General features: G+C 48.0%; 9 protein-coding genes. 4 read left to right on the plus strand and 5 right to left on the minus strand.

What is annotated here, in order from left to right:
* Positions 1-219 precede the first annotated feature (219 nt).
* Together L696_RS0100235 and L696_RS0100240 are read left to right on the plus strand one after the other, a co-directional pair.
* Entirely contained in the window at positions 220-1719 is a 1500-nt protein-coding gene (locus tag L696_RS0100235; RefSeq protein WP_025681856.1) for a malate:quinone oxidoreductase, read from the plus strand.
* Positions 1720-2008: 289 nt separating this feature from the next.
* Positions 2009-5932: a glycosyl hydrolase 53 family protein gene (locus tag L696_RS0100240; RefSeq protein ID WP_025681857.1), complete on the plus strand. Its 3924-nt coding sequence runs from the start codon at positions 2009-2011 to the stop codon at positions 5930-5932.
* 414 nt (positions 5933-6346) lie between these two features.
* Here the strand turns inward: L696_RS0100240 and L696_RS0100245 are convergent, their stop codons facing one another.
* Both L696_RS0100245 and L696_RS0100250 read right to left on the minus strand, forming a co-directional pair.
* Entirely contained in the window at positions 6347-7792 is a 1446-nt protein-coding gene (locus tag L696_RS0100245; protein ID WP_025681858.1) for a DEAD/DEAH box helicase, read from the minus strand.
* Positions 7793-8060: 268 nt separating this feature from the next.
* Positions 8061-8642, minus strand: a complete 582-nt coding sequence (locus L696_RS0100250; RefSeq protein ID WP_025681859.1) for a TetR/AcrR family transcriptional regulator — start codon at positions 8640-8642, stop codon at positions 8061-8063.
* A 321-nt stretch (positions 8643-8963) separates the two neighbouring features.
* On the opposite strand from L696_RS0100250, the gene L696_RS0100255 reads away from it, so the two are divergent.
* On the plus strand, positions 8964-10025 hold the full coding sequence (locus tag L696_RS0100255) for an LLM class flavin-dependent oxidoreductase (protein WP_025681860.1): 1062 nt from the start codon (positions 8964-8966) through the stop codon (positions 10023-10025).
* A gap of 22 nt (positions 10026-10047) precedes the next feature.
* The gene (locus L696_RS0100260; RefSeq protein WP_025681861.1) at positions 10048-10986 is read left to right on the plus strand and encodes an alpha/beta hydrolase; all 939 of its coding nucleotides are present in this window, start codon (positions 10048-10050) and stop codon (positions 10984-10986) included.
* A 291-nt stretch (positions 10987-11277) separates the two neighbouring features.
* On the opposite strand, the gene L696_RS0100265 is transcribed toward L696_RS0100260, so the two are convergent.
* From L696_RS0100265 to L696_RS0100275, 3 genes are all read right to left on the minus strand, one after another.
* Positions 11278-11706, minus strand: a complete 429-nt coding sequence (locus L696_RS0100265; protein WP_025681862.1) for a MerR family transcriptional regulator — start codon at positions 11704-11706, stop codon at positions 11278-11280.
* Positions 11707-11732: 26 nt separating this feature from the next.
* On the minus strand, positions 11733-12461 hold the full coding sequence (locus L696_RS0100270; RefSeq protein ID WP_025681863.1) for an SDR family oxidoreductase: 729 nt from the start codon (positions 12459-12461) through the stop codon (positions 11733-11735).
* A gap of 116 nt (positions 12462-12577) precedes the next feature.
* Positions 12578-13413: DMT family transporter (locus L696_RS0100275; RefSeq protein WP_025681864.1), on the minus strand; the 836-nt coding region annotated here is incomplete at its 5' end.

Genomic DNA, 13413 nt, shown 5'->3' on the forward strand with positions numbered 1-13413 from the left:
TTTTATATTCTTAGATCCCTGTGGATAATTTATCACTTTTTTTTCCATATGGAAATGGTTTATAATTATCAGATAATAGTCGATATAATTTTTAATAGACTATAATTTAGTTATAATGGAGACAGAAAAGGTATGTTCCTGAGTGGAGCCTTCTTCTTGTATCACCTAAGCAGGAGGGCCTGCTCTTTTTTGCAAATATAAGAGATAAGGAAGGTTTTTATGAGTAACATACAGAAAAAAACAGACGTTATCTTAATTGGTGCCGGAGTCATGAGCGCGACTCTGGGATCATTGCTGAAAGAGTTAGCACCGAAATGGGAAATCACAGTGTTTGAGAAACTTGCAAGCGCAGGAGAAGAAAGCTCTAACGAATGGAATAATGCCGGTACGGGCCATGCTGCACTGTGTGAGCTGAACTATACATCCGAGAAACCTGACGGATCTATAGATATTAGTAAAGCTGTAAACATTAATGAGCAGTTTCAGCTCTCAAGACAGTTTTGGTCTTTTCTTGTAAACAGCAATTTGATTCATAATCCGCAGGACTTTATCAAGCCAATACCTCATATGAGTTTGGTAATCGGGGAAAAAAACGTATCTTTTTTAAAAAAGAGGGTTAAAGCGCTTTCAAATGTTTCTTTGTTTCAAGGAATGGAGTTTTCTGATGACCCTAATAAGCTGAAGGAATGGATTCCGCTGATCATGGAAGGCCGTACATCGAATGAACCGATTGCAGCAACCAAAGTCGACTCCGGAACAGATGTCAACTTTGGTGCTTTAACACGTATGTTGTTTGACCATTTAAAAAATAAAAACGTCGAGATCAATTACAAGCATAGTATTAAGGATATTAAACGTACGAGCGACGGCTCGTGGGAAGTCAAAGTGCATAATCTGGATAACGGTAAAATCGAATACCATACTGCCAAATTCGTCTTTATCGGCGGTGGGGGCGGTAGTCTACCCTTACTACAAAAAACCGGCATTCCTGAGTCCAAACATATTGGAGGATTTCCGGTAAGCGGACTATTTATGGTATGTAACAATCCTAAAGTTGTCGCGCAGCATCATGCAAAAGTATATGGTAAAGCTAAGCTTGGTGCTCCCCCCATGTCTGTCCCGCATCTGGATACAAGATATATCGGCAGCGAAAAAGCACTGCTGTTTGGGCCGTTTGCCGGCTTCTCACCAAAGTTTTTGAAAACGGGTTCAAATTTGGATTTGATCTGTTCTGTAAAACCCAATAACCTCTTGACGATGTTAGCGGCAGGTGCAAAAGAGATGGCATTGACCAAATACCTGATCCAGCAAGTAATGTTATCGAATGAAAAGCGCCTGGAGGAATTACGCGAGTTTATTCCGAACGCCAAAATGGAGGACTGGGAGATCGTGGTAGCGGGCCAACGTGTGCAGGTGATCAAAGATACGGAGGTCGGTAAAGGAACCCTTCAATTTGGTACGGAAGTGGTTAGTGCCGCTGATGGCTCGGTAGCTGCATTGCTCGGCGCTTCTCCGGGTGCTTCTACTGCTGTTAACGTTATGCTGGAAGTATTAGAAAGATGTTTCCCACAACATATGAAAGAGTGGGAACCGAAAATAAAAGAAATGATTCCTTCTTATGGTATGTCACTAGCGGAAAACCCAGATATTTTCCAAGAAATTCATGATTCTACAGCGCAGACGCTTGGTCTGGGTGAAAAAGAACCGCTGCATCGTTAATTTTTGAATGTAGAACCTAGCCCCAGGATCAACTCACTTGTGAGAATTACTTTTTTTGATAAAATGCACATTAATCTTACGATATGTATTAAAATCGCATAAACAACAACGCTTAGCGGTGGGGAATATTCCCACCGCTAAAATGCTTGCATAAGAATACAAAATGTTGCAATCCTCCCATGTTTCCGATCATAGGTGTCTGATATAGTGATCACAGTAATTATGTAAGCGCTTTATAAAAAGTGGAGTTGTTTATAGGTATTCGGGTTTGAAGAAAGGGGACAGAGAGATGAAAAGAAAGAGACAGGCATGGTGGTTGCTGGTGGTGGCGATCATGTTAAGTTCGTGGCCGATGCGGCTGACACCAGCGGCGGCAGCAGAATCGGCCGGTGTTTCGGCAGTCGTAAACGGGGGGTTCGAGACGGACTTCTGGAGTGATCAATCGTGGCAGGTGGAAGCATCGGATTGGAATCAGGTGGATATTCAGCATTATGCCTATGCCAGTGATCCTCTTATTACGCCGTCCGAAGACACGTATGCACTCAAGTATTGGATCAACGACGCGGCGCCGACGGCTCAGCAGGTCACGGTCAGCCAGAAGCTTCCGACGCTGCAGCCAGGCAGTTATGAGCTGTCGGTGCAATCGATGGGCGGCGCCAATGCCGAAGCTGGACATGTACAGGTATTCGCAGGTACCGATCAGAGCAGTGAGGTGGCAACGTCAGGCTACAACCAATGGGGAAGCGTGACTTTGAAATTCGTGCTGACCGAGCAGACTTCCGATCTGGTCATTGGAGCGAGGATCAGGGGTGCTGCGGCTGCGTGGGGCTATCTGGACCACTTTACCTTAAAGCAGGTCGGCACGGATACGACCCAGCCAGTGGCAGCGGATATTTTCGTGAAGAAGGTCGAAGGATTGAAGTCTGATTTTATCAAAGGTGTCGATATCTCCAGCATTCTCTCCCTGGAGCAGAGTGGAGTACGCTTCTATAACGAGCAAGGCACCGAGCAGGATATATTCCAGACGCTGAAGGAATCCGGCGTAAACTATGTCCGGGTGCGTGTGTGGAATAATCCGTATGATGCGAAAGGTAACGGCTATGGCGGCGGGAACAACGATCTGGCCAGAGCGATCGAAATCGGCAAGCGGGCAACCGACAACGGGCTAAAGCTGCTGGTGGATTTCCACTATTCCGATTTCTGGGCCGATCCGGGCAAGCAGCATGTGCCGAAGGCCTGGCAGAATCTGAGTTTTGCTGACAAGGAACAGGCGGTGTACGACTATACCCGGGACAGCCTGCAGCAGCTGATCGATCAGGGCATAGATGTGGGGATGGTGCAGGTCGGCAATGAGACGAACCAGTCGTTTATCGGGGAGAAAGATTGGACGAAGATTAGTGCTTTATTTAATAAGGGAAGCCAGGCGGTGCGTGCCGTCGATCCGAATATTCTCGTGGCACTGCACTTTACCAACCCGGAGACGCCAGGCCGCTATGCTTCCTATGCGAAGGCGCTGTCGGACAACCATGTGGACTATGATGTGTTTGCCAGCTCGTATTATCCGTTCTGGCACGGTTCACTGAGCAATCTCACAGCAGTACTGAAGCAAGTAACAGATACGTATGGTAAAAAAGTGATGGTGGCGGAAACGTCCTATGCCTATACATCTGAAGATGGCGATGGACATGGGAATTCCGCTCCGAGAAGCTCGGGACAGACGCTGGACTATCCGATCAGTGCTCAGGGGCAGGCCACGTCGGTACGTAATGTCATTGAAGCGGTGTCCAATGTAGGCGATGCAGGCATTGGTGTATTTTATTGGGAGCCAGCCTGGCTGCCGGTAGGACCAAAAGCAGATGTCGAGCAGAACAAGCGGCTGTGGGAACAATATGGTTCCGGCTGGGCGGCGAGCTATGCTGCGGGATATGACCCTGACGACGCGGGCAAATATTATGGCGGCAGCGCGGTAGACAACCAGGCGCTGTTTGATTTTACGGGCCATCCACTTCCTTCGTTGAATGTGTTTAACTACGTCAACACGGGAGCGGTTGCTACGCTCCAGATTGATGAGGTCCAAGCGGTAACATTAACGGTCAACGCGGGCGAGAACATCTCGCTGCCGGATTCGGTCACCGTGACGTATAACGATGGCAGCACCGGAACACTCGCTGTGGAGTGGGATCAGGCGGCCTTAGAGCAAGCGGTGAGCCAGGGAGAGGGCAGTTACGTGATTAAGGGGACAGCCAAAGGCGGTTATCCGGCGCAGGCGATGCTGGAGATTCGCCGGCCGAATCTGCTGGTGAACGGTGGTTTTGAACAGAGCGATCAGAGCATGTGGAAGATTACTTACGTTGACGGAAGCGCTCCGCACACCGACTACCAGAACAAAGCTTCCGATGCGAAGTCGGGCCAGTATTCGCTGCATTTTTATTCGGCGGATGCGGTCAATTTCCAGGTGGAACAGGCGGTCTACGGTTTGAAGCCCGGCTACTACGAGCTCTCGATGTCGATCCAGGGCGGTGATGCGAAGAACGCGCAGATGAAATTGTTTGCTGCGACCGGCGGCAAGGAAACTAAGGTAGATACCGGTGTAAATGGCTGGGTGCAGTGGAATCAGCCGGTCATTCGCGATATACGGGTAACTGACGGCAAGCTGACGGTGGGCGCTTCCATCCAGGCAGACGGCGGGGCGTGGGGATCGCTGGATGATTTCTATCTGACGTTCGTCCGGGATGCAGAGGCGACAAACCCGGGTGACGGTACAACGCCAACACCTGAGCCGGGACCAGGGCCAACTCCACCAACACCGACGCCAGCACCGGGCAAAGATTCCTCCGGAAATTCATCTACTGGCGGCGGTGGTACATCTGCCGGACAGAGCGAGAATGTGACGGTGAGTGTGGACGGCGGCAAGAACAGCAGTACTATGCTCTCCAATGTCGTCATTCAGCGGACAACGCTGTCCGACGGGTCGAAAAAAGACCGGGTCAGCTATGGAGCTGCTCAGGCACGGGAGGCATTGAGCAGCGTAAAGGCCGAAGGACGTTCCAGCGTCCGGCTGGTGATGCCTGATCCAAAGGATGAAGTCACCGAGCTTGAATTGACCCTGCCAAAGGATACGGCGAAGACGCTGGCGGATGCGGGGGTCGGTCTGGAAGTATACACTAACCATGCGCGTCTGATCCTGTCTCCATCAACGCTCGCTTCGATGGACGGGAACCGTCAGTTTACGCTCAGTCCGGTAAAGAGTGAAGCGGCGATCCAGGCGGTAGCGGAACGGGCAAAACAGAATGGCCTCGTGCAAGCAGCCGTTGGACAGGGTGAAGTTCGTGTTATTGGCCAACCGGTGATGATCGAGACGAATCTGCAGGGGCAGTCGGTAGAACTGGTGCTGCCACTGCCGCAGCAGTCGCTCCCGAGCTCTGCCGAAGAACGCCAGGCTTTTCTGAACAATCTGGCCGTGTATGTGGAGCATAGCGACGGCACCAGGGAACTGGTGCAGCCGACGCTGCTGTGGGATGGTAACCAGCCGGCAGGGCTTAGTTTTAGTGTAAACAAGTTCAGCACCTTTACAGTGCTGCATCTGAACAAGCAGATCGTGAGCACAGGCGGAGAGCAGGAGAGTGAGCGTTCGCGGCCGTATATGCAAGGCTACCCGAATGGGACATTTCAACCGGCGCGTAGGATGACACGGGCGGAGCTGGCAGAGATTCTGTTCCGTCTGGCTGTTGACCGGTCGAAGCAGCCGTTGGTGGAATCGTCAGCACCGCAGAAGCGCGCCAGCTATACGGATGTTGCTGGGCAGAACTGGGCTGCTGAAGCGATTGATACCGTGACAACGGCCGAATGGATGAAGGGCTACAGCAGCAGCACTTTCGCACCGGAGCGTCCGATCACTAGAGCGGAGATGGCGACAGTGCTGGCACGCTGGAAGAATCTGAGCGGAGCAGCTTCGGCCACCTTCCCGGATACGACCGGACACTGGGCGAAAGATGATATTGCACGGGTACAGCAAGCCGGCTATATGCATGGCATGCCGGATGGCAGCTTCCAGCCGGACCAGGATCTGAGCCGGGCAGAGGCGGTCACTTTGTTCAATCGGGTTTGGAAGAGAGAGCCAGTATCCTTCACTGACTCGTCCAGGTGGTCAGATGTCCCGGTCGGACATTGGGCTTTCGGGGACATTTCCGCAGCAACAACCCGGATTCGCTAGGATATACTGGAAGCGAAACATATCTGCATTTCCTGTCTGCATGTCTGGATCACATTCGGTCGGTGATTCCCCAAAAGGCCTGGCCTATCGTCATAAGAGAATTCGTTAAGGAACCTCCTCGAAGATTTATTGAGGAGGTTCTTTATTTTGGGAATAGGCGGAATAGTCCAGTTTGAATTTTCTTATCGTTCTTCTTCCATAAGTAATAGGTTTGACTTCTGGTAACCTTCTTGTTTGTTGTGCTTCGTCTATATTCATTGTAGACGTTATTGTTGTCCTCACCAATCAATCTACCCTGCATCGGAAAAACAACCCAAAGAGAGATCACCCTCTATTTAAAAAGGTGATCCCTCCCTGGTTAAAGGTTCACATCCACTGAATTGCTTTCAGTCATTTTTTCATGTCACGGAGCTTCTATTTATTCCCCTTGCGGACCTTTAACAGCTTGCCTTTTACGGTCGTATTCTTCATAATCTCCAGCACCAGTGGGCCCTTGCCATTCAGAATCTCAACATCTGTCACATTATCAAGAATCGTAATAATCCCGATATCGTCTGCGCTTACCCCGTCAAGCTTAGCGATTGTACCGACAAAATCGACAGCTCTCAGTTTCTTCTTCTTGCCGCCATTGAAGTTAAGCTTCATAATCTGTTGGTTTAATTGCTCGCGCTTATCTTTTTTGAGGGCAGTTTTTACATGTAGTTTCTGTTCGAAATCTTCTCTACGGCGATCTACAGCCTCTTCTGAGGGAGCTTTTACGTTCGGAATCGCGAATCCAATATATGCCTCAATATCGGCTAATCGTTTGCTATCCTTAGGAGTGATCAGGGTAATGGCTTTCCCTGTCTTGCCCGCACGTCCCGTACGTCCCGTGCGATGAACATAGCTTTCCTTCTCAAGTGGAATATCGTAGTTAATGACATGGGTGATATTGGTGATGTCGATCCCCCTTGCGGCAACATCTGTCGCGATCAAGTAACGGAACTGCCCCCTTCTGAACGCATTCATCACCTCGAATCGCTCATCCTGCTCCATTCCACCATGAATCCGGTCACATGGATATTCGAGATCAGCCAATGCTCTGAATAATGTATCTACATTCTCCTGCGTACGACAGAAAATAATACAACTGTCAGGATTCTCAACAATGAGCAGATCTTGCAGCAGTGCCAGCTTGTCCGACTCCTTCACCTGAATAAGAGAGTGATCAATTGTGGCGGTCGTTATACCGGTCGCTTTAATTTCAATTTCAACAGGCTTGTTCATATACTTGCGTGACAGTTTGGCTACATCCTCAGGAAAAGTAGCGGAGAATAACATCGTAACCCTGTCACTAGGCAGCGCCTGAATGATGGACTGAACCTGCTCGATAAAGCCCATATTCAGCATTTCATCAGCCTCATCAATCACGAGATAGGCAATTCGATCTAACGATAGCGTGCCTCGTTCAATATGGTCCAGTACACGTCCTGGCGTACCTACAGCCACATGCGTTCTTTGCTTTAACTCGGCCTTTTGGATATGAAAAGGATGTTTCCCATAAAGGGGCGTTGCTTTTATCCGCTTAAAGCGTCCAATATTCGTGATGTCTTCGGTGACCTGTAACGCGAGTTCACGGGTTGGCGTCAGGATTAAAGCTTGGGGCTTATTCTCATTCCAATCTACTAGCTCACAGAGTGGAATACCATATGCTGCTGTTTTGCCGCTGCCTGTTTGCGATTTGGCTACAAGATCCTTCTTTTCAAGCGCAATTGGAATGACTTCCGTCTGAATCTCTGTTGGCGTCTCATAGCCCAAGCTATTCAGCGCTCTCACAATTTCTTCACTTAATGCGTAATCTGTAAAATGATTCTGACTCATGTTCAACCTCTTCTGCGCTGTATTTGAATACCATTACATATATAATGTCATCGTGTATCGAACTTATACTCATATAGTATACTCTATATCCACGTTCACTCTAATACATATCCATGATTAACTGTTTGTCTAACTGAATCCTTGGAACATTTACGAAATGGACGTAAGGAGGAAAGGGGTCTCCTCCTACGCACAAAGGGCACCCGACTGGGTGCCCTTTAAACTGTCGTATAGTGATTGCTATTCGTTAAATTGAATTCACTCCGAATTACTTAAGAAGTGTAAGTGTCACCTCTATCGTGTTATCAATAAATGATCGTTCTGGACGAGACTTTATCATTACGGTCAGTCCAATTAACGATATGACTAGCGCCTGTGCTACAGCCTTCGCATCGAGCCCGATCTCAAGCTCACCTGATTGTATACCTAGTTCAATGGTTTCTTGAAATATAACCGATAGGTACATTTGATGTTCCCTTGTAAGAATTTCGAATTTCTCATCATGAGGTGCAAGTTCAACCATTGTATTGATGCAAAAGCATCCTTTTCTAGGGTTATCTGTATATTCCTCCTCGACCACACCTTCAAAAAAAGTGCGAAATGCTTCTTTTACAGATGGATTGTTTTGAAGTTTGTTTCGGATCAGAGAAGCACGGGACATCATGTATTTGCGTAGCGCGGCTTCGAACAATTCTTTTTTGTCTCCAAAAGCTGAGTATATACTGGGTCGTTGAATTGCCATTCTTGAAGTTAAATCACTTAATGAGGTAGCTTCATATCCCTTCTCCCAAAATATTTGCATAGCTGCATCTAATACTTTTTCTTCGTCAAATTCGCGGATTCGTCCCATAATCAATACCTCTCGTTACTCTTGATTTTATTCTTAATTGCTCAATGACTCTGATCATAATTGTCAGCGGCCTTTATTTGCGTACCAAATAGTATGTTATTATCTTATAGTTAGCCGTTTATATTGTCAAATGCAGGTTGGTTTATCCCGATAAAGGGAGATCAATATCAAAATAAATCAGAGTATTTGTAATATATTTATTGACAGTATTCTTTTCGATGAGTTATATTTACTGGGAAAAATATATTACCGATCAGTATGATATTTTATCGGTATTTAATTGGTATACAGAAAAAGCTATTAGAATAGGAGAGATTGACCATGGAGATAGGTATTACTTCGTTTGTAGAAACGAAGCCTGACGTTCAGACAGGTGAAGTGATAAGTCACGCACAGCGATTGCGCGAAGTTGTCGAGGAAATTATCCTTGCTGATCAAGTGGGACTTGATGTGTTTGGGGTAGGTGAGCATCATCGGCAGGATTATTCGGCATCTTCACCAGCAGTTGTGCTGTCAGCGGCTGCAGCGCAAACGAAACGAATTCGGCTGACTAGTGCAGTGACGGTGCTTTCTTCAGCTGATCCGGTGCGCGTTTTTCAGGATTTTGCTACGCTGGATGGTATTTCAAATGGACGTGCGGAGATTATGGCGGGCCGGGGTTCTTTTATTGAATCTTTTCCACTGTTTGGCCATGACTTGGATGACTATGATGAGCTGTTTGAACAAAATTTGGAATTGCTCCTTAAAATACGGGAGTCCGAAAAAGTAACCTGGAGGGGCGGGCATCGGCCAGCGATTAACAATTTGGGCGTGTATCCACGGCCCGTTCAGAATCCTTTACCGATATGGGTTGGCAGCGGGGGCAGACAGGATTCTGCTATCCGTGCAGGTCTGTTAGGACTGCCACTGGTCCTGGCGATCATTGGCGGGAATCCGACGAATTTTGCACCGCTCGTGCAGCTTTATAAGAAAGCAGCAGCGCACGCTGGTCATGATGAATCGCGGCTTAAGGTTGGGTCGCACTCGATAGGATTTGTTGGAGAGAATACTGAACGAGCTGCAGATACATTTTTCCCTTCTACCATGGCAGGTATGAATAGATTAGGCAAGGAGCGGGGCTGGGCGCATTATGATCGTTCTAGCTACGATGCTGCGCGCAGCTTTGAAGGTGCGCTGTATGTCGGTGATCCCGAGACTGTTGCCCAGAAGATCATTCACCTTCGCAAAAATGTAGGTGTTACACGCTTTATGCTGTATGTTCCGTTGAGCACGATGCCGCATGCTGAGGTGATGAGAGCCATTGAGCTGCTAGGAACAGAGGTAGCACCCCGAGTTCGAGAAGAAATAGCCAAGTGGGAAGCCGAGACAGAAAAAAGATCATAATTCAATTATAGGAGTGATTCAAATGAATTTTGAAAGTCGGGTATTGCCAGAATTAAGGCCGATATTAGCACAATTTCCTGGTTTTCAACTGGAGGGAAATTTAGCACTAAGCAGAAGCTACTTGTCGGGTCCTCCCATTGAGAAGTCGGAGCACGTACGCACGACAAGCCGGATGATTCCGAGCGTAGCAGGCGAGATATTAGTCAAAATCTACGAACCTGCCCAGCGAACTGACGTTAAGCTTCCGGCCATGCTGTGGATTCACGGGGGAGGCTATGTGATGGGGCATCCTGATATGGACGATGCTTTGTGCGAACGCTTCGTGCAGGCGGCCAAATGCGTCGTCGTAGCGGTAGATTACCGACTTGCTCCCGAGCACCCCTACCCAGCTGCCATCGATGACTGTTATGCCGCTTTGACGTGGATGACCGACAAAGCTGAGCTGCTGGGCATCGACTTGGACCGGATCGCGATTGCCGGTGCAAGCGGGGGTGGTGGTCTGACCGCAGCGCTTGCTTTAATGGCTCGTGACAAAGGCGGGCCAGCCCTTATCTTCCAAATGCCACTATATCCGATGATCGACGACCGCAATATCACGGCGTCAAGTCATGAAATTACGGCCGATAACGCAACATGGAGCCGGACGAACAATTTAGAGGCCTGGAACATGTACTTGGGCGATCGTAGCGAAGACAGCGAGGTGTCCCCATATGCGGCGCCTTCGAGAGCGGAAAGCTTGGCGGGGCTGCCGCCGACCTATACGTGCGTAGGCCAGCTCGATCTGTTCCGAGATGAGACGATCGAATATGTGGCGCGCCTTGCTCAAGCAGGTGTAGACGTCGAATTTCATCTGTATCCCGGCACATTCCACACCTTCGAAGGGATGGTTCCGCAAGCAGAAGTAAGCCAGCGCGCTAGCCAAAGCTATGTGGACGCGATTGCAAGAGCGCTTAATCCTTAAACAATTAAAGGGGCTGTCTCCAAAGGTCTGAAATGACTGTGTGAGATAGCCCCTTTGTCAATCATAGGATCGTGTACTTATCTTAATTCGTACAAGGAGACTGTAAGTTACGCACTTTTTTGAACCTCAGTTTTATTTATAATATTAAGCTGTTCTTGTATATGTAAAAAGACCTACGGAAAATGGCGTGAGAACCCAAGCGAAAATGCCTGGAAAATGTGTTCCATTCTGACGTCATTGCATTTCACGTAGGTTATCATGGTTATATACTTATGGAAATTAATGATATAGTTATAAGTTTCCCTTTGTTGTAGGGTCACAATTCGTGTCGCTAAGATCGGGATTGGTAGAGAGGTCACGATAATGGTTGAGCTTATATTCAATAATTTTTTGGGTTTCCATCAATCTGGAGATTTCTTGTTGAATCTTCTGATTGTGTTGTTCCAGTAAGGAATGTCTGATAGGGATGGTGCTGTTGCCTTGCATCGAAAGTTCACGATAATGCTTCATTTCTTCTATGGTCATCCCCGTGGCTTTTAATCGGGTTAAAAAGATAATCCCCTGAATCTGGTCTCTACTGTAGAACCTGTGTCCGTTAGCTTTTCGTTCTGCATAAGGCAGCAAGCCAATTCGCTCATAATAACGTATGGTATCCTCTGTTAAACCTGTTAGTTCTGCAGCTTGACTAATAGAGGTTATGGTCTCCGGAATTTCTTGCAAAGTATCCCACTCCTTAATTGTAACGATTACCAAGGCACTTCTCCATTCGCGTCGAAAAACCCTCCTGACGGCCCGTCATTATTTAAAGTGGCTAAACGAACAACGACAGCAGCAGCTTGTTGTACCGAACCCGGTCCTGTAAAGCCATTTAAGTCAGTGGCGGTAAAGCCAGGGTCAGCCGAATTAACTTTGAGAGGTGAGTCTTTGAATTCTTTGGCAAGCGTGACGGTGAACATATTAACCGCTGCTTTGCTGCTATTGTAGGCAAGCAAATTAAATTGGGCATGCTCGTGCTCAGGATCGCTATTATAGGTTAACGAACCAAGGCCGCTTGACAAGTTAACGATTCTACCGCATGGAGATTCTTGCAATAAAGGCAGCATGGCTTGTGTCACCGCGACCAAACCGAAAAAGTTTGTTTCATACGTTTCTCTTAAATCGTCCAAAGAGAACTGACTTGGAGGAGTGGCTCCCCCCAGAGATACTCCGGCATTGTTGATTAGTACATCAAGGGAGCTGAATTCTTGTTTGATCTGATGGAATGCGGAATCAATCGTACTTTGATCCGTCACGTCCAACAAAATCAATCGGGCTTCCACTCCATCATTAGCCAGCTTAGCCACCGCTTGCCGGCCGCTATGCTCATTCCGTGATCCAAGCAGGATTGTAAAACCCATGCCCCCCAATTGTCTAGCCGTTTCGTAACCGATGCCTTTGTTGGCCCCAGTAATAAGAACTGTTTTTCCAATATTCATGAGCGGTTCCTCTTTTCATCATTCTTAAATTTGGCGGCCACCATGCTTTAAATGTACTACTTGGAGTGTACTTAAAGTCAACACAAAACCAGCAAAAATATAGTCCGAAGCTTGAGTCAGCGGCGTTCACCGCGTGAAATGAGCATGATGCCAAGCGAGACAAAGCCTGCACCCGCCAGATGGGCAAATGAGAAGGGTTCCCGGAGGATAATATAGGACAGCAGCAGTGTACTGACCGGAATACATCCAGTGTATACAGCTACCGTACTGGCCGGGACCCTTGATACGCCCCGGAACCATAATACATAGGCCAATGCTGTGACAAAAATACCATAATATAAGACAAGCCCAATCTCCCCTGCACCAACCTGGTTGAAGTTGAACTGTCGGGCTTCCCCAAAGGAACAAGCCAGAAACATGACGAAAGAAAAGAGTGTTATATACATGGTTCCAAGCAGGGAAGAGACATGGCTGGATAGCATCTTGCGTAATACTGTCAGTGCCGATTCCCCGAACACGGCAGACAGAACAAGCAGCATGCCAATGAACGAAGTTGTCTTGGGAGCAGAAAACCAGAGCGCGGATATGTGAGGCCATTGCAGCGCCAAAACGCCGAGCAGCGAACAGGCGATCCCAAGTCCAGGGCGCAGGGTGATCTTTTCTCTCAGCAGCACATACGAAAGAAGTGCAACAATAGCTGGCGTCAAGCTTGTCAGGATTCCGCTTTCAGAAGCAGAGGCGTAGGTCAGCCCGTATAGCATCAGGACACGGAAGAGAAACATGCCAACTAGGGCCTGAATGAGCAGGATCAAGGCATCCCGTTTGCTGATTCTTAGCGAATATTTATGCCTGATTAGCACAATGGGTACCAAGAACAGAAGGGCAACGGCCAGACTGGCAGATTGCGATAAAAAAATAGGCAGCCGCATCACGACCAGTTTGCCGGCTACCA

Source organism: Paenibacillus maysiensis, from assembly GCF_000520815.1.
Classification (GTDB): domain Bacteria; phylum Bacillota; class Bacilli; order Paenibacillales; family Paenibacillaceae; genus Paenibacillus; species Paenibacillus maysiensis.

Excerpts from the sequence above, each read along its gene's own strand:
- L696_RS0100245 (WP_025681858.1), bottom strand. The coding sequence starts at position 7,792 with ATGAGTCAGAATCATTTTACAGATTACGCATTAAGTGAAGAAATTGTG.
- L696_RS0100255 (WP_025681860.1), top strand. The coding sequence starts at position 8,964 with ATGGAGATAGGTATTACTTCGTTTGTAGAAACGAAGCCTGACGTTCAG.
- L696_RS0100235 (WP_025681856.1), top strand. The coding sequence starts at position 220 with ATGAGTAACATACAGAAAAAAACAGACGTTATCTTAATTGGTGCCGGA.
- L696_RS0100270 (WP_025681863.1), bottom strand. The coding sequence starts at position 12,461 with ATGAATATTGGAAAAACAGTTCTTATTACTGGGGCCAACAAAGGCATC.
- L696_RS0100250 (WP_025681859.1), bottom strand. The coding sequence starts at position 8,642 with ATGGGACGAATCCGCGAATTTGACGAAGAAAAAGTATTAGATGCAGCT.
- L696_RS0100240 (WP_025681857.1), top strand. The coding sequence starts at position 2,009 with ATGAAAAGAAAGAGACAGGCATGGTGGTTGCTGGTGGTGGCGATCATG.
- L696_RS0100260 (WP_025681861.1), top strand. The coding sequence starts at position 10,048 with ATGAATTTTGAAAGTCGGGTATTGCCAGAATTAAGGCCGATATTAGCA.